14 protein-coding genes are annotated in these 19,240 nt (G+C 24.5%); 7 read left to right on the top strand and 7 right to left on the bottom strand.

Going from position 1 to position 19,240, the window contains the following annotated elements; all coding sequences use genetic code 4:
• Nucleotides 1–166: 166 nt before the first annotated feature.
• The 6 genes from MPUT_RS00180 to MPUT_RS00155 all read right to left on the bottom strand — a co-directional run bounded on the left by MPUT_RS00180 (nt 167) and on the right by MPUT_RS00155 (nt 4,802).
• Nucleotides 167–574 carry a hypothetical protein gene (locus MPUT_RS00180; protein WP_014034798.1) on the bottom strand — a complete coding sequence of 136 codons (408 nt, stop codon included), beginning with the start codon at nt 572–574 and terminating at the stop codon, nt 167–169.
• A 12-nt stretch (nt 575–586) separates the two neighbouring features.
• On the bottom strand, nt 587–952 hold the full coding sequence (locus MPUT_RS00175; RefSeq protein ID WP_014034797.1) for a hypothetical protein: 366 nt from the start codon (nt 950–952) through the stop codon (nt 587–589).
• Between the two features lie 205 nt (nt 953–1,157).
• On the bottom strand, nt 1,158–1,877 hold the full coding sequence (locus tag MPUT_RS00170) for an SDR family oxidoreductase (RefSeq protein WP_014034796.1): 720 nt from the start codon (nt 1,875–1,877) through the stop codon (nt 1,158–1,160).
• A 185-nt stretch (nt 1,878–2,062) separates the two neighbouring features.
• Nucleotides 2,063–3,025 (bottom strand): L-lactate dehydrogenase, encoded by a 963-nt coding sequence (locus MPUT_RS00165; RefSeq protein WP_014034795.1) that lies wholly within the window; start codon nt 3,023–3,025, stop codon nt 2,063–2,065.
• Nucleotides 3,026–3,207: 182 nt separating this feature from the next.
• A complete protein-coding gene (gene pth / locus MPUT_RS00160; protein ID WP_014034794.1) occupies nt 3,208–3,768 on the bottom strand; it encodes an aminoacyl-tRNA hydrolase in 561 nt (186 codons plus the stop codon).
• Nucleotides 3,768–4,802 carry a ribose-phosphate diphosphokinase gene (locus MPUT_RS00155; protein ID WP_014034793.1) on the bottom strand — a complete coding sequence of 345 codons (1,035 nt, stop codon included), beginning with the start codon at nt 4,800–4,802 and terminating at the stop codon, nt 3,768–3,770. The genes pth and MPUT_RS00155 overlap by 1 nt, the downstream gene beginning before the upstream one ends.
• 196 nt (nt 4,803–4,998) lie before the next feature.
• On the opposite strand from MPUT_RS00155, the gene MPUT_RS00150 reads away from it, so the two are divergent.
• A complete protein-coding gene (locus MPUT_RS00150) occupies nt 4,999–6,537 on the top strand; it encodes an ABC-F family ATP-binding cassette domain-containing protein (protein WP_014034792.1) in 1,539 nt (512 codons plus the stop codon).
• A 477-nt stretch (nt 6,538–7,014) separates the two neighbouring features.
• Here the strand turns inward: MPUT_RS00150 and MPUT_RS00145 are convergent, their stop codons facing one another.
• The gene (locus MPUT_RS00145) at nt 7,015–7,821 is read right to left on the bottom strand and encodes a TatD family hydrolase (RefSeq protein WP_014034791.1); all 807 of its coding nucleotides are present in this window, start codon (nt 7,819–7,821) and stop codon (nt 7,015–7,017) included.
• 125 nt (nt 7,822–7,946) lie between these two features.
• On the opposite strand from MPUT_RS00145, the gene MPUT_RS03765 reads away from it, so the two are divergent.
• From MPUT_RS03765 to MPUT_RS00125, 6 genes are all read left to right on the top strand, one after another.
• A complete protein-coding gene (locus tag MPUT_RS03765) occupies nt 7,947–8,261 on the top strand; it encodes a hypothetical protein (RefSeq protein WP_231992257.1) in 315 nt (104 codons plus the stop codon).
• Nucleotides 8,262–8,538: 277 nt separating this feature from the next.
• Nucleotides 8,539–8,790: a hypothetical protein gene (locus MPUT_RS03760; RefSeq protein ID WP_231992256.1), complete on the top strand. Its 252-nt coding sequence runs from the start codon at nt 8,539–8,541 to the stop codon at nt 8,788–8,790.
• Between the two features lie 369 nt (nt 8,791–9,159).
• Nucleotides 9,160–9,345 (top strand): hypothetical protein, encoded by a 186-nt coding sequence (locus MPUT_RS03755; protein ID WP_231992255.1) that lies wholly within the window; start codon nt 9,160–9,162, stop codon nt 9,343–9,345.
• A 235-nt stretch (nt 9,346–9,580) separates the two neighbouring features.
• Nucleotides 9,581–10,288, top strand: a complete 708-nt coding sequence (locus MPUT_RS00135) for a glycerophosphodiester phosphodiesterase (protein WP_014034790.1) — start codon at nt 9,581–9,583, stop codon at nt 10,286–10,288.
• Nucleotides 10,289–10,443: 155 nt separating this feature from the next.
• The gene (locus MPUT_RS00130) at nt 10,444–12,012 is read left to right on the top strand and encodes an MFS transporter (RefSeq protein WP_014034789.1); all 1,569 of its coding nucleotides are present in this window, start codon (nt 10,444–10,446) and stop codon (nt 12,010–12,012) included.
• Between the two features lie 25 nt (nt 12,013–12,037).
• On the top strand, nt 12,038–13,108 hold the full coding sequence (locus MPUT_RS00125; RefSeq protein WP_014034788.1) for an alpha/beta fold hydrolase: 1,071 nt from the start codon (nt 12,038–12,040) through the stop codon (nt 13,106–13,108).
• The last annotated feature ends 6,132 nt before the right edge of the window (nt 13,109–19,240 follow it).

Raw genomic sequence — 19,240 nt, 5'->3', positions numbered from 1 at the left:
AATTTTGTTTTTATGTCAAATAGTATTGACTAGTTATTTTTAATTTTTAGAATACTTTTTATTTTAAATATCTCTATATTTTTAATAATTACTAAACACCAGTACTATTGAAATATCTATTAGAATAAAAACTAAAAAAGAGTCTTTTTTGACTCAATTTTAAAATTTATTTAAATATTTCTTTCATTTCATTAATTAAATTATTTAAAGAACTTCCACCATTTTTAAATTCTTTTAATAAATCTTTTTTAAATATTAAATCAAGTTTTTCTCTTGCTTCTTTTATTTGTTTATCATCTAAAGAACCAATTTTACTATTATATTTTTCGTATAATTCGTCTATTTCTTTTGTCGAAATTTCACCATTTGGAGTCTTGACTGATTTATCTCCTATAAAGTCTCTAAGAGATTTTATTCTTTGTTCGATAGCTTGTTTGTTTTCTTCTTTAGTAGGTTCTTTTTCTTGTGGTTTTGGAAATAAAGGTTTAGATAATACACTACAACTAGTTGTAAAATATCCTGTAAAACCAATACCTAAAGCTAGTAAGAATGGTGTTAAAATTTTTTTCATCATAACTTTACTTAATTATATTTTCTTAGTTTGTTTTGCTTTTTTTCTTCTTACTGCTCATTTACTAATTAAAACAATGTATCAAACAATTCCTACTAAAACACCAATTGGAATAGCATATAAAATTATTCCAATACCGATTTTTTGATTTAGTAATTCCACTTTAAATGTTAATAGATCAGTTAATGTTTTTCCGCTTACAGCACTAGTAGCACTGTTTCAGAAAAAATTAAAATCAGAAGTTTTTAAAGCTTGTTGAAGGTTGGTTATGTAATCTAAATCTGCTTTAAATCCTATTAAAAAGACTGCAAAAGCAAATAAAACGACACCAATTAAAATTCAAAATAATGTTTTTAAAACGTGTCCAAGAATTCTTAGCATTTTTTATACCTTTCTATTTTTACACTTTTATTTGATTTGATCTACGAAATAATTTTATATCAACAAAAATAAAAGTTCAAAGCAAGAAATTAAACAAAATCTTTTAGAATTTGTCAATTAGACGATCTTTTTTATACTAAGCTGTTAAGCTTAAACTTAAAAATATAAAAAAACGAACTGTATTTAAACAATCCGTTTTTAGCTATTAGACCATTTGATTTGTGTGAGTAATCATTAATTCTTTGATACAAACATCTTGTGGTAGTTGATAAACATATAAAATGGTTTTTGCAATTTGTTCAGGTTTTAGACCACCATTAATTCTATCAACTGCTTTCATATAATTATCTAAAATATCTTTTCTAGTAGTTGATGATAATAAGTTAGTTTTAACTATTGCAGGCTCAATTAAAGTAAATCTAATATTACTATGTGCTAACTCTCGTCTTACTTGTTGAGTAATGGCATTTACCGCAAACTTAGAACCGTTGTAGATTGCAAGATTTTCATAAGTATATCTTCCTGCAACACTTGAAATATTAACAACAGTTCCATGGTTTTGTTTTAACATCGATGGTAAAACTGCATCCATCCCATTAATAACACCTTTAATGTTGGTATCTAAGATATCGTATTTTTGTTCAAGTGGTTGATCAACATATTTATCTAAAGGCATAATTCCTGCATTATTGATCATTAAATCAACTGGTCCAAATTGTTGTTCAGCTAGACTAATAGCTTGTTTGATCTCTTCAATATTTTTAACATCAACTTTAGCAGTTAAGCAGTTTGGCAAGTTTAAATCATCTAAAATTTCTTTTCTTCTTGCCATAATTAGTAAAGGATGACCATTTTTTGAAAATAATTTAGCACATTCTAGTCCAATTCCTGAACTAGCCCCAGTAATTGCCACTAATTTTTTCATATTTTCACCTCTCTTGATATCCTAATTTATTATACTACTGTGACTTTATTCAATCTTTTAGTGCTTTTGATAAAAACTAGCAACTATCACAATAAACTTTTTTATTTATAAATATTTATTTAATCTGAACTAAACAAAAAAAGACCTTATGTAGTTAACATAAAGCCTTCTATTTTAAATATTAATTATTTTTGATTAATAATGTCTTTAACTGAATCTATAGTTTTTGCTAATGTTTCACATGAACTATCAAATCTTTGTTGTTCTTTTTCATTTAAATCCCATTCAATGATTTGTTCTCAACCATTTGCTCCAATGACTGCTGGAACTCCAGTGTATAGTCCTTTATTTTTGTATTCACCGTTTAATCTAGCACCAACCATTAAACAAGCTTTTTCATCTTTTAAAACTGCACGTACAATTCTAGTCAAACATGCACCAATTCCATAGAATGTAGCACGTTTTAGGTTAATAATCTTATACGCCATCATAATAGCTTCTTTTTCAATTTCTTCTAAATCTTGTTGTGTAATTTGTTTAGTTTCTAGATAGTAAGAAATTGGTTGACCCATAACATTTGCTTTTGATCAAATAGCAACTGATGAATCTCCGTGTTCTCCAGCTAAATAAGCATTAACACTTGAAACTTGAACATTCAATTTAGCAGCTAATAATCTTCTTAGTCTTGCTGAGTCTAAAGTTGTTCCTGAACCAATAACTTTGTGTTGATCAAATCCTGTAATTTGTTGATAAACGTGGGTAATAACATCTACTGGGTTTGAAGCAATTACAGTAATTCCGTCAAATCCTGACTTTTTAACTTCTAAAGCGATATTTCTCATGATTTCAGCATTTCCTGCAACCATTTCTAATCTTGTTTCACCTGGTTTTTGAGGTCTTCCAGCTGTAATAACAATAATATCAGCATCTTTACAATCTTCATAACTTCCGGCTTTAATTGAACTAAATGATTGAGGTAATACAGCTAAAGTATCAGCTAAATCTAAAGCGTTTCCTTGTGCAGGTTCAGCAAAAGCATCGATTAATACGTATTCTTCAGCAATTCCTTGATTAATAGCTGCATATAAAAATGATGTTCCAACAGCTCCAGCACCTATTAAAACTACTTTATTTGTTGTTTTTTTCATATTTTATAATTCTCCTTATTTATTTAACTTTTATCAAAGTTAAATTTTGTTAGTTTATTCTAATTTTACTCTTATATTACTCTAATTTGTCAAATTTATTGACAAAACAGGATCAGAAAACCTACACTAAAGAACTTAATTTTTTGTCTAAAAAATTAGAAAAATTTAAGTAAATAAAGAACTTAATTATATTTATTCATTATGTATAAAAAGCTCTTATTTTCGACAAAATCAATGACAAAATCTGATTTTTGCTGAACAAGATTTTTGATTGATAAAAGATCGTTATCACTAAATTTAGATAAAACTCAATCAATGATTTTTCATCCATCTCTAGGACTATCGATTCCGATCCTTAACCTATAAAAATCTTGAGTTGAAAGGTGTTGAATAATAGATTTAATCCCATTGTGACCAGCAGCAGATCCAGTCTTTTTAAATTGAAGTCTTGAAATGCTTAAATCTTTGTCATCATGAATCACAATTAAATCATTAATATTGATCTTGTAGTAATTCATAATTTGAAAAATTGCAATTCCGGAGTTATTCATAAAAGTTAAAGGTTTAACAAACAATACTTTTTCATTACCAACTAAACTTGTATAAATTTCTGAATTAAATTCTTGTCTAACAGAGTTATAACCATATCTTTCAAGCAAAATATCAAGAACTATCCAACCAGCGTTATGTCTTGTTGATTGGTACTGTTTACCGGGATTACCTAATCCAACAATTAATTTCATTAATTGGCCTTTTCAATAAATTTTTCAATTTTGCTTCTAATCTGATCTTTATTTTTGTTATAAACTTCTGTTAATGAATTATGATCTTGAGAAGTTTTTATCATATCAGCTAATAAACTAGCAACTGAGACTATTTTTAAACCATCGAATTTTTTTTCTTCTGAAATTTCAATTGTGTTAGTTACCACAACATTTTTAACAATCCCCTGTTTGATAGCTTGAACCATTCTTTCTCTAGCTGGACCATTAAATAAACCATGACAAGCAAAGATATAAACATCTTTAGCACCATTATCTTTTAATGCTTTAGCACCACTAATAATAGTTCCTCCAGTGTCAATCATATCATCAATAATAAAACAAATTTTATCTTGAATATCTCCTAAAATAAATTCAATTTCTGCTTTATTTGGCTCTGGTCTTCTCTTTCCAATTACAGCAATACCATTAGTCATATTAGTTGTGTATGAATCAACTTTATGCACTCTATTTAATCCTCCATAATCAGGTGAAACTAGAATACATTTTTCACGATCAAAACCTTCATTAATAATTGTATCTACAATTTCATTTGCAAGAATTTGTGATGTTTGAAAGTTATCCATTGGTATATCAAAAAATCCCATAGTTTGTGGAGAGTGAATATCAAACACAATTACTCGATCTGCTCCGGCTTTAGTTAGTAAATCGGCAACTAGTTTTGAAGTAATAGGTTGACGACCTTTTGCTTTTCTATCTTGACGAGCATATCCATAATAAGGAATTACAACATTAATTTTTTCTGCACTTCCTCTTTTAAAAGCATCAATTGCAATTAATAATTCCATTAAGTTTTCATTTACAGGAGTGCTTGTTGACTGAATTACATAAATTTCTTTACCTCTGACTGAGTCAACTGATTCAACGATAATTTCTCCATCAGCAAATTTAGTTGTTTTAGCTTGCTTTTGTTCAATTCCTAAAATGTCACAAACTTCTTTAGCTAGTTTTTGACCCGCAGAAAGACCAAATATATAAATATCTTTATTGTTCATTGTTTATTAAACCTCACTATAAAATAATGATAACAAAAAACAGTATCTTTTCATGTCTGATCATTGTTGTTAATTTTGTAAAATTTCTAATAACTTATAGAGTTTAAAACTAATCGTTTTGACAAAAATTAATAGTTTGAAAATAATTTAAATCTTGGTTATATAATTATAATTTGTATATTGTTGGAGGTAAAAAATGAGTTTAATAGTTTTAGAAAATATCTCTCATCAAAATGGAGCTAAAATTTTATATAAAAATTCTGAAATGAGAATTAATAAAAATGAGCATGTTGCATTAGTAGGTCCTAATGGTGTTGGAAAGACTACTTTGTTAAACATCATTGCTCAAAAAATAACTCCAGATCACGGCACAATTGAATGACACCCTAAAGCAAAAATTGGCTATTTAGATCAACATCAAGAAGTTGACATGAATATTACTAGTCAAGATTATCTAAAAGATGCTTTTAAAGATTTATATGAAATTGAAGCTAAAATTAATCAAATCTATGAAAATATGGCTGTGGAATACAAAGAAGAAGATTTAATAAAAGCATTAGAATTGCAAGATTATCTATCTAGTCATGGTTTTGATACAATTGATAAAACTATTGGAAATTTAGTTGCTGGATTAGGAATCAATCCTGAAAATATGTCAAAAAAATTGGGTCAATTATCAGGTGGACAAAGAGGAAAGATTTTACTAGCTAAATTACTGTTAAAAAATGATGATTTTATTTTACTAGATGAGCCAACTAACTTTTTAGATGTTGATCAAGTAGAATGATTAGCTAACTTTTTAAATAACTATGAACACGCATTTTTAATAGTAAGTCATGATGTTGATTTTATTAATAAAGTTTCTAAAATCATTTTTGCTATTGAAAACCAACAAATTAATCGTTATGTAGGGGATTACAACAAATATTTAGAACTATCAGCACTAAAAGCTGAACAATATGATAAAGCAAGAGAGTCTCAACAGCAACAAATTGCAAAATTAAAAGATTATATTTCTCGAAACGCAGCAAGAGCATCAACAGCACGTAGCGCCCAATCTCGTCAGAAACAATTAGAAAAAATTGATGTTATGAATCAACGTCAAAAACTAGTGAAACCAAAAATGAGTTTTAAATATAAAAGACCTAATTCAGCAATTGTTGTTAAAGCTCAAAATTTAACAATTGGTTATGGTTTTGCTTTAACTGAACCTTTAACTTTTGAATTACGAGAAGGACAAAAATGTATTGTTAAAGGTTATAACGGTATTGGTAAAACTACCTTTTTAAAAACTGTTGCAAATGAAATTTCACCAATTAGTGGTTCAGTGAAACTAGGTGAAGGTGTTGAAATTAGATACTTTCACCAAACTGAAGATTTTGCTAATCAAGAAACACCTATATCTTATCTAATGACTAGACATCCAAAAATGTTAGAACCAGAAATAAGAGCAACAATCTCAAGATTTGGAGTTAAATCAGAGTTAATGTTAAATCCCTTAAAACAACTTTCTGGAGGAGAACAAACAAAAGTAAGACTAGCTTCACTCAGTTTAGAACCAGCCAGTTTATTAATACTAGATGAACCAACTAATCACATTGATGTTTTAGCAAAAGAATCATTACTAGAAGCAATTCAACAATTTCAAGGAACTGTATTAATAACTACTCATGATATTAACTTTGAAACAAATTGAGCCGATAAAGTACTAAACTTTGAAAACTTAGTAGAATAAAAAAGACGTTCGGATGAACGTCTTTCTTTATTTTTATAACGCACTCTAAAAGATAAGCGGTTCTAAAAATAGTTGGTCGTTTTTAGAAAATAAGAAAGGAGACAAATCTATATCGAGATAATATAGATGAAATCTATGTAGACATAATAAATAAAAAGTAATTTAAATGTATTATAAAAAGAATTTGGAATAATAGAATTTTTAAAATTATGTATAAAAAACGACCTTTGCAAATGTCATATACATATATCCAAAATGAATAATGATTTAAAAAATATAACTATAAGAAATATTTAGAGTATTTAAAATATATTCAAATATATAAGAATTTTTGTGAGGAATCCGGTTAGGGCTTCCTCAAAATTAATTATATATAAAGATTAAAATTAACACAATATCAAATTTCACATCAAAATCATAAAACTTTAGACAACTTTTATACTACTAGTTAAGTTAATGATAATAAGTTTGATGCTATTAACTATTAACCTTGTCTTTTAAAAATAACTTTTTGGCATTTGATCTGGTAGTTTGAGCAACTACTAGTTCAGAAACCTTTTTTAATCTAGCAACATATTTAACAGTTAGTGGTAAAAACTTTGGATAATTTAAACTATTTTTATAAGGAGTAGGCAAATAATAAGGAGCATCAGATTCAACAACTAAACTATTTAATGAAATTTCACTAATCACTGACTGAACTTTTTTATTGTGAGTAACAATCCCACTTACTGAAATTAAAAATCCTAATTTAACAAATTTTTTAGCTCATTCTAAAGGCCCTTCATATGAATGAATGACAGCTTTTTTGACTTGTTTTTCCTTTAATAATTTATATGCCAATTCATAAACTTTGACTTGTTCTGAATGATCTTTTAAATGTATCATTAAAGGTAAATCTAATTTTTTAGCTAGATCAATTTGTCTTTCAAATGCTTCTAATTGTTGTTTTTGATACTTATCAGTCTTAGAAAAATCTAAACCAGTTTCACCTATTCCAACAACTTCATTAGACTGAGCTAGTTCTTCAATTATTTCATAAGCTTCATGGGTAAATAAATGAGCATAATTTGGATGAATCCCAACTACGGCAAAAACACTTGATGATAAATTTGCTTGAATCACTGCAGTTTTAGATGATTTAACATCATAACCAATATTGTTAATAAAATCCACACCTGCTTCTTTTGCTTCCAATATTATCTCAGTTGAAGTCATATCTAAGTCAAAATACTTAGGATCGTTCAAATGACAGTGAACATCATAAAGTCCAGATATTGTCATAAAGTTCACCACCTCTACTTATAATTATAGATGATATGTAACTACATTTTGAACCTCTAAAAATATTTTGTCACTACTACGATTACTATAATCAAAATGAAAAGTAGAAAGGCAAAAAAACATAAATGACTACAAAACAAAACTCATTTAAAAAGTTTTTTGACAATACTTTAAAAGTACTAGATAAAGAAACCTTATTTATCATTTTATTAATAGCTGTTACTGATGCATTAGTTTATGTTTTTCCATCATATCTAAGAAATGTTATGAGTCCAGAAATAATTTCATTATATTTAGGTGTTAAAACAGAGTATTTATTACAAGCAAGTGCAATTTATGGTTATATTTTCATTGTAATTTATTTTCTTGGAAGTATTTTAGGAGATAAATTCAGTGTTAAATGACTAACGATTTCTGGGCTATCTACATTTGGTATTTAAGGAATTTGGTGCGGTTCAATTGGACTAACAGCTGATGGAGCGTTGATTCATACTACTAATAGTGTCCAGCTAAATCTGATTAGAGTAGAGTCTAGATATACTCATCTATGTATAATTTATTCAATTTAAGCTTTTGCTAAGATCATTTTTTAAGTACCGCTATCAAAATCACTCGCTCAACAAGGAAAACCAGAACAAAACGAATTTTAAATGGAATTCACAGAAGTTTTAATGAATTCACAGGTGCAGTTTTAGTATTTTTTGGATACTTAGTATTATGATTTATATTTTTTGTGGGCTAATTGCTTTAACTGTTTTACTATTAACTATCTTTGCTAAAGAAGACAAAAATGAAAAATTAGAAAATAAGAGTTTTAATTTAAAAGATATCTTAAGAGTTCTTAAAAATTACAAAATTTGATTAGTCTCATTAGCTGTGATGGGAGTTTATATGTATCAAATGGAACTAAGTATTTTAGTTTCATATCTTGAAATTTCACTAGCTGTAGCAGCTGGAGCTATTTTTTAGGGGTTTTAGAACTTATCTATTTAGATTTATATTTTCAGCTCCTGCATGATAAAACTAAAAAATACATTAGATTCTTAATGATCGGTATTTTTAATTGGAATAGTTTTATTAACTATAGTTATGTTATTGCTTGGATTTAAAGTTGGGTGACTTTTACATCAAGCCCCTAGATGATACTTTAGATTTGTTCAAGTGGTTATTTATCTATTTTTTATGTTTAGAAGCGTTGTGTTAAGCAATGATAACTAATCGTTGAGCAACATTATTTAAAATAGGAATTTCTAAAAATACTATGCGATTGCAGTTGATTTAGTATCAGTGATGGCTTTTACTCCAGATGCCTAATTTCAACAACTACAAAGCTATTTAGTGAAACAATATAAAGTAATTGATCCTAATCTGCCAAAAGCAAAAAACAATCAAACAGCATATCAAATACTTATGTTTACCATCATCATTTTTGGTTCAATTAGTATGGGTGCTGGATTTTTATTAACATATTTAAACAACAGACAAAAATTACAAATTAATACAAAAATTGTTAAAACTACTTAATACTAAGAAAAAGTGATGAACCTTTTTATTATTAATTTATAAATTTCTAAAATCTTATAAAAAATCCTTATTAATAAAACTTCTCAGTTTCAACAGATAAGACTATATAATAATTTTGATGATAGCTTACTAATAAACTTTCATCAATCATTCAAGACATATTCGATTAAGATTAAAATATCAAAATCATAAGTAAATAAAATATATCAAAGTAGAAAATTAAAGGTGAAATAATATGATTTTAGTGGCTCATCGTGGTTTTAGAGGTTTATATGGAGAAAACAGAGTCTATGATTTTAAAAATGCCTTAAAAATCACTAAAGCTGTAGAATTTGATATCAGACTAACAAGAGACGATAAAATTATCATTTTTCATGATCATCATTTTAAAAGAATTGGAAACTTAGATAAAACTGTTAAATCTTTAACCTACAATGAAATTAAACAAATTCCTTTTTTTGTTGAAAACCCTGATTCATTACCCGCCTTATTTGAAGAATTTATGGATCAATACTTTAAACAATATCAAATGATCAACATAGAAATTAAGCCTGATAACTTCACTGATAAACAATTAGATATCGTATTTAACGCAATTAAAAAATATACTAATCAGGGTGTTGAAATTATTGTTTCTTCATTTTCAACAAATGTTTTACACGAGATTTTAAAAAGAAGCAGTAATGATGGCTTTAAAACAGGATACTTATTTGAAAAAATGTCTTTATTTGATATTGAATTAGCTAAAAAATTTGACTTTCTACATCCACCAATCAGCTTATTAAAAAAACCAAAAAATCAAGAGTTATTTTTAAACTTAAACATTCCTTTAAATGTTTGAACTTTTAAAAAAATGAGTGATGTAGAAAAAATGCATTCAATGTATAAACAATTAATTAATGGTTACATATCAGATTATCCTGATTTATATCCAAGAGATTAGTAAATATTCGAAGAGATTAAACCGACTTTATTCGGTTTTTATTTATGTTTTATTAACTAGCTTACTTCTAATTTAACTAGTAAATAATATAAAATTAGATTAAGCACCGTCGGTGTTAAAAGAAATTAAAAAAATAGAATTTACTAGGAGAGAAAATGGAATTAAAAAGACAGCAGAAAAAGTCGTTAATTGTTTTAATAGTTTTCTGAATACTTGTTGGAGTCACATCTTCAATGATTTATGATCTTGAATGATTTGTTCAAAAAGTCGTTTTATTTAATGGCTGATTAAAAGCAGATTTGACAAAAGAATCAGTAAATATTTCCGGAATTGAATCTTTTAGTTTTAAAAAAATAGGAATTAATAGTATTGATCAATTCTACAAAATTTTAACTAGCAATCAGAATCAAACAGATCATACTTTTAAAATTGTAAATCAGTATTATAACAATAACATTGACAGTGCTTTTAAAATAGAAGGAATACTATTTGCTGCAGCAGGTCTTGCCGCTTCTTTTATTTCTGGACCTTTATTAGTTTTTGCTATTACTAAAAAGAAAAAGTATAAGATTTTTATTCTTCCGCTTCTTCTTGCTTTTTCATTAGTAATGTTTGTAGTTATGCCTGTTATTTCTACACTTTCATTATTAATTTTTATCTTTACTCCACTATTTGCATTACTATATTCATATCGAACAGCTTTAGATCCATGAGCAACTTCAATTGCAAGAAGAACAAATGTTAAAATTGCATTTGTTAGAAACTTCTATGCTGTTGGAGCTTCACTGGGTTCATTTGGATTAACTCAAATGCTATTTAGGTTAAATTCATACAAATCAACTATTAGCTGATCAACTGCTTATCCTTATTACTTGGTAGGAGTTTTTATTCTAATTTTAGCTATATTTTTAGCAATTTTTATGCCTGACAATGCTTTTCAAGAACTACATGTTAATCAAGATCAAGTTAGTGAAAAGAAATTTAAAGAAGTTAATCAAACAATAGAAAAAAATAAACAGTTTACATTAAAAGATATTGTTAAAAATAAAAATTTTATTGTAGGGATTGTTGTGTTTTTAATTCTAATTGGTGGTGTTCAAGCGTTTAACTCAATTTGAATTAATACAGTTGAAAACTTAACTAGTTCACAAAAACAAGTTAATGCCCCAGATCAATTAGGATATCAAAAAATGTTTTCTTTAGGTCCTCAATTACTATTAACTTTTTTAATACTAAAAATTATTTCTAAAATTAGTTTGAAAAAATTCTTAATTTTAGCCGCCTTTCTAGCTTCAATAAGCTTTTTGTCAATAGGAATAGTGGCTTATGTTGTTAAACCAGATCAAGTAATAATCAACAGTTTAATTGGTGGAATTGGTGGAGGAATTACTGGGACATTGTCAGTAGCTTTAGGCTATGAATTTATTTCAAGAGTTACCACCCCAAACACTAGACCAGCAACTTTTGTTGTCTTTAACTCAATTACTTATGGTTTTGGTGGAATTATCTTTGTACTTATTAACTCATTTTTATCACGTGTTGCATTTTTTGGTATTGATGGAACACAAGGTTTATGAGTTTGAATAATCTGTTCAATTTCTATGCTTGTAGCTATGTTGATTCTAATCTTTATGTTTAAAGAACCTGAATTTATAACAAGAGAAATTGATGATCACACATTTAATGAAAAGCACCAAAAAACTAAAAAAGGAAAAATAAAATAACATTATAGAAAATAGGTGATTAGAAATGATCTCATTTTATATTTGAAAACGCGTAAGTGAAAAATTAAATACAAAAGTAACTTATCAAGACTCAATTGATTTTGAAAACAGAATTGCAAAAGAAAATGGTTATAACTTTGATCATTTAGACTTATCAGGATTAGATAAACCTTATAAGACAATTAAAACTCGTTTTGGTGACTTAAATCTTTTTAAACATGGAAATAGTAAAAAAGTAGTTGTTTACTGTCATGGAGTTTTATCAAATAACCGTAATGCAATTAAGCTTTTAGATTATTTCATACCAAGAGGATATTCAGTAATTGCTTATGATAATTTTGGTTGAGGAGAATCTGAAAAATTTGGTAAATGTACATTAGGTGTTAAAGAAGCAGATCTTTTAAAAGATGTAATTGATGCTGTTAAAACTAACCTAAATCCAAAAGAATTAGTTGTTTATGGAGAATCAATGGGTGGAGGAACTGTATATAATTATTTACACAAATACTCAAACCAAGGTGTTGACAAATTTATTGTTGATGCCGGGTATAACTCATTTTTTGAAAATATAGTTAATGATTCATTTCCTATGTTTTGATACTTTATGTATCTATCTTATCTATTCTTACCATTGTTCTGTCTTGCATCAAAATGACCAATTAAAAGATTCAATCGTTTAGAAGACTTTGAAAAATGAGACAATGTTTTGCACATTCATTCTAAACAAGACGAATTAGTTTCATATAGACATGCTAAAACATTCATTGAGCATTTAAAAAATACTCACATATATGAACAACCAACTGTTCATTGCTTAGGAATTTATTATGCAAGAGATGAACATTATAAAGTTTTAGATTCATGATTAAATGTTCAAAGAATTGAGCCAAAAGAAGTTAAGCCAATGGAAACTAAAACAATGAAGTCTCCAGCAAAAAAAGCTCCAGTTAAGAAAACTCCAGCAAAAAAAGCTCCAGTTAAAAAGACTCAATCAAAAGAAAATAAACCAATGGAAGTTAAGCCAATGGAAGTTCAAACAATAAAAACTGAACCAAAAGAGGTTAAACAAGAAACACCAATTGAACCAAAAGAATAATAAATTTGCCTCCTTGTTACAAGGAGGTTTAATTTTGCTTATAAATCTAGTTATGAATTAAAAAGAAAAACTATAACAGAGTTACTAATAAAATAATTAACAACATTAAAAATTCAAGAGTTGTTTTATACCAATAACTACAGTGTTGCATATCAAAGTTCACATCAGTTAGAGATACAAGATTGTAAAATAAATAGATAATGTTTTACAAAAGTTATAATTAAACCTAAATCTATAGCGTCTTTAAAAACAAAACAACACTTATAATTGTTGTGGTAAAAACTTAATAAATACTGATTCTAAGTTGCTAAGATTTTTTAAAAGTTTAATACTTAACTAAATTTAATTAAGTTATTGATAAAAGATCTTATCAATAACTATTTTAAAATCTCATTGATAGTCAAAAGTTAATTCAAGTCGTTAAATACATCGGTATAGAAATGTTGAAAGATTATTAATCTGTTCACAGTGTAAATAAAATATTAATTTATTAGATAGTAGACAATCTAATTTTTTAAATCTAAATAAATTGTAATTTAGTCTAAATACACAAGTCTAGCTCTTACTTAATTCTGTTTAAGTTTTGAATGCTATTATGACTACAAACAAAAGCACATATGTGCTTTTTTTAAAAGTTCATTTCTTATTGTAATAATCAAAATTATCAATGATAATAAGATTGATATTAAGATAAAATCAAATTTCTATTTTGAATATAAATTTGACTAATTGAACTAGTTGTAATTACAAATTTATAACTAATTACTTAATTTAATAATAACTTTAAATAACATTAACTCAATTTAGCGACGAAAAATAAAACAACTTGCTAAAATGTCAAATTAAAGTTAATTTAATTTAATATGATGTGATGAGCATTATAAACGCTAATAGCTAAGAAAACATATAGGTATAAATTATAGTAATTCTCTCTAAATTTAAATTATAAAATTAACTATTAATTAAGATAAAATCAGATATTTTATTGATAAAATGTTCAATTTATTACAAATAGCTTTTCAAACTTATGAAGAAAACAAAAGGGTAGTTTTAGTTACAAGTCCTACTAAAGCAATACATTTGAAACTAATTTTTTTATTTAAAAGATAAAAATTTCTAACAAAACTACTAAAGATAAAAACATCAATAATACTAACTGTAAAATATTTTTTTAGTAATAAACAATACTTTACAATTTAATTTATTGGTACAAATATTCAATAAGAAGTAGTCAAGGAAAATATTTTGAGCAGATAGTTGATTAATTATGTTCAAATTATTAACTAAAATTAAAAATATTTTTTTACTAAGATTTTGAATTAAATTTCAATTTAAATTCTATAAAGTTAAAAAACAACTATTTAAAAATAATAAAAATATTTTTAATCATACAAATTAATTACTCATATAATACAAATCTATTACTTTGATTGAAATAATATTTAAAATTTCTGTAATTCTAGCTCTAATTCTAATAAGAATAATATCTAGTTTATTTTTAAATCTAAATTCCTATATTAGACTAGGAAATATGCTAATTTACTAGCTTTAGAAAAATCTATAATGGTTTGTTTTTGATCTAATAAATTAAAGTTTAGAATTATATTTAAGTTAAGTTTTTCGATAAAATGAGAGAAATTCAATATAAATTTAATCAATAATATAAAAATAAGCAAAATCTAATAATCTAATAAAACTAAGTAATGGATAATCAAAATTAGCATTATCTGTCTGTTTAATGTGTCAAATCATAAAAATAAAATAAGCTTTTTGCTTAAAATAAATTACTGTTTTTTAAAATATATGACGAATAGTGTAATTAATATAAATATCTAGATTATTTTTTAACTTGTTATTTTAATTAATACCAATTTTTAACAATGCGGTATTATAGTTCATTTTATTTTATCTGTTTTAATTGCATGTAAAATTACTAGTATTTTACATATTTTGTATTAATTAAGCACATTTTAATTAACTAAAATAGTAGTTTAATTTCACTTTTGACAAACACATATAGAGATAATTCAACAACCTAAAAATAGCAAGTAAATTGATAAAAGTTACGAACAAGTTGGTAAAAACCAAATAAGAGCGACTAATATTTTAAAAATTTTAAGAAATAGTAATAGGAATAAAAAGAGAATAACAAAAAGATTTAAACTCCAAAAATGAAGAGTCTATAATTGCTTTAAAAGAATAAAACTATTTAAAATTAGTTAGCATTTATAATAAATAGAAAATATTTTAATAAAAAGAGCTTTATAATTAATCTATAAATAATCCTTTTTAAATAACAAAAAATATAAGTTTAAGACTATATAGAATATTATAAAAATTAATCAAATTTGAATAATAACCCACTTATTTTAAAAGTAATAAATACTAGAAGTATCATTAGAAAATATAATATTTACTAATAAAATAAACACATAAATTAGCTATTTAATATTTAACTTAGTAGGTATATATACTCTAAATATAAATTAATTTGTCTTGGTACAATTTTACTGTTAATTTTTTTACCTGCATCACAACAATCTTAATATTTTATAAATATCTATAAGATATATAGCTAAATATTTATTCTATAGGGTTGAAAATATTAATTATTGATTATTAATTTAATTACAATAGGTAGGTATTGGAAATCAATTCAAAGGTACAAAGTAAATATTAGAACAAAAATAAAAATCATAGTTATGGCAAGTTTATCTATGAAATAAGAGAAATTTAATATAAATTTGATCAATATTTAAAAAATGAACTAAATAAATTCTAATAAATAATTAACATAACACATTTTTCTTAATTACCAAGCCTTAAAAGGTCGTAAATAAAGAATCAATTGCTCACTTAATAAAACTAATAAACACTATTTAATAACCTAGACTAACAAATAAATTAAAATGTGCATAACTCAAGTGATTTGAGTTGCAAAATATTAAATCTAAAAAGACGTAAATATATAGCAAACAATCAATAATATCTTAAAAAATATTTAATAATTTCAAGCATTAAATAACGCTTCAAAAGAATTAAGAATTTTAAAAAAATGCAAGGTTTGAATAGATTTAATTAACAGAGTAAATAAATAAAGCGTATTAATTAGCAAAGATAAATGTAAATGAAAGCAAGTTAACTCAAATTAAAATGGGTCTTTAAGATAAACTAATTATATTTATTTTTATCTCGTAATCTTATCTCTATAGTATCTAGTTATATTTGATAAACTCCCTTATATAAGTTATCTATAATATTCCTTTTTTGATCATAAATTAAGGTAACTTTTTGTAGTAAAAACTTTTAGAAATTTATAGTACAAAATAAATTATCAAACAAATTTTAGATAGATATTTATTAATTTCTAGTTCAAATCGGTTGCTAAGTTAATCTTCCAAGTTTGAAAGCTAAAAATCTTATTTAAAGTATTTTTTCGATAAAATGAGAGAAATTTAATATAAATTTAGTCAATAATATAAAAATGAGTAAATTAATTTAGCACTTAAAAAAGAGAATTGTTTTCAAACCAAGTAGAGATTTACATATGCTTTTTAGATTCTAAAGATTAAAAAATATTTTGGTTATTTAACTTAACTTTATATTAATTAAATTCTAAAGATTCAAATTGCTATGAATAAATATAAGGAGTTTTCTCTCTTTTTGTTAACTAAAACTATCTATTCTTGCAAAAACCTTAAACTTAATTTATTATGTTAATCGCGCGCAAATCTACTGTTATTTTGCATGTTTTGTCTTTTAAACATTTAATGGTTTATTAAACACAAAATAGATAAAACAAATAAAAAAACATTTTAACTATTCATAAAAATTAGTAAAAACTTTCTTATATTAATTACACACAAACTATTTAAATAAAATTTAGTTTGACTAATGTCTAAATAGCTAAAATCATTTAATCAGGCTTTATTTGCAAGAACTAGAAAGTCTTTTATTATTAATAAAATAATCCACTCTTGTATTTATTAATCAATAAGTAATAGGGTTTGGTACATTAAATTTTGAACTGAAAAACATATACTTTAATGTACATTCCGTCTCTAATGATTTTTAAAAGGTTACTAAAAGTGAGTTTAATTTATTAGAAAAATAATAAAAAGCTAAGATTTATAAAATAATAACTTAGTCAATATAAGTTAAGTTATAAAATACAAAAAAACATTAATTGAGAGATTTGACTGACCGCAATCAAGTAATATAAATTAAAGTTTTTAAATTATAAAGTATTATGATAAATACTAAGTATTTTGATTATAAATAACATAAAAAGATATAGATTAAAGTTATAAGATGAATATAATGATATTCGTATTAAAAAGTTAAAATATCTATCCAAAAATAAAAGATAACTAAGTTCTTATAAACTAATAATTTATTAATGTCAAAGGGGGCATCTTGCTATCTAAAATAGCTAATTCTAATGAAATTATACTTAAAAATTTTAGTCATTAGTTTTGTTAAATTCTATTAATTCAACTAGATTAAATCTCCCATAATATTTAGTTTTTGGTTTTGAGTTTTAACAAGAATAATATTTCAATTTAACTAGAATTTAGATAGGTTCGATAAATATTCTTGACTGATTCTATATTAAAAGTAAATACTAAATCAAAAATAAAAAATATCAGTTAAGCTAAGTTTTACTATAAAATGAGAGAAATTTAATGTAAATTTAGTCAATAATATAAAAATAGATAAATAATAACTAAATAAAATTAAACATAACTTATGCGATCAATAGACCTTAAAAAATTAAATACTGTATTAATAATTAATAAAAAAATTATTTTATCAGTGACTATAATTATCGGTTCACCAAACAAGTAAAAATAGTCTAATAATTTTCTATATTAATTTAATAGGAAGCTAACAATAATTTATAGAATCTAAAGTTTTAAAAAACCAAATGATAATACAAGTAAGAATCTTAAATCATTTATTAAATGCTAATAAGATTCCAAATCTAAATAAGTATTTAGTAATTTAAACAGTATTAAAATTAATTCTTCAAATAGTTTTAAATACATATTTAGACTTCTTTTAAGCACATAAATATATGAAAACTAATAGTTACCAATAAATTTAGAATAATATTTAATCCAAGTTTTACGATAAAATGAGAGAAATTTAATATAAATTTAGTCAATATTTTAAAAATATAAAAACTAGTAAATTACTTCAACACTAAAAAGAAAATTACTTCCATATAAACTATTTAAATTACATACAAAACTAACATTATTTTATATATCTGAATGTTTATTAAAGTTTTAGTGAGAATAAATGTAAAAAATAAATAATAAGTATTTTAAAAAAATAAAAAAACTGTTTTTAAATTGAGTAACCAAAATTTTTTTGAGAAAGGACTTTATAAAACCTTTATCTATTAATTAAAGAATTAATTGTAGGTCACATGCCTTAATACAAGCTTATTTATTGAAATAAATTCACACTTTGTGTACATCTAAAATATGAGTTACTTTAATACACTAAAAAAGTATATTTTAAATATGCATTTAATTCTAATATTTTTAAAATAACTAATAATAGACTTAGTTAGATAAAAATATTGAAGCTTCTAAATAATAGATTAAGACGGGACAAAAATGCGCAAAATATTAACTGAAAACTTTTACTAACTCCAATGAAGTAGTTCAAACTAAAATTTTAAAATATGAGCAGTATTTATCATAAATACTGAGTATTTTGAATGTAAAATACTCAAATAAATAAAAAAAGAATATAAATTTCAGTTATAAAATAAGTAATGATTTTTTATATTAAAAGTTAAAAGATTTAAATAAATAACTAGTAATTGATAATAACGTTATTGAAATCATCACAATAAAAGAAGAAAGGAAAACAAATATATTATTATAACTTATAAAATTAATAATTTATTAATGTTAAAATAGTATTTTTCTATATAAATCAGCAAATTATAGTGCAATTTTATTTATGTATTTTAGTAATTTCTTTTGTTATCTTTTGAAAAAATTAGCTAAATTAAATTCTTAACTTTATAAGTTTTCATACTCAAAAATCTATTAGTAAATTTTTGAATAAGTGAATAGATGTTTAAGTTAAATATTACAAATATTATTTAAGCTA

It is taken from the genome of Mycoplasma putrefaciens KS1 (assembly GCF_000224105.1).
In the GTDB taxonomy this organism is placed as follows: Bacteria; Bacillota_I; Bacilli_A; order Mycoplasmatales; family Mycoplasmataceae; genus Mycoplasma; species Mycoplasma putrefaciens.
Note: the sequence above shows the minus strand (reverse complement) of the source record. Positions and strands in the feature narration are given on the sequence as shown.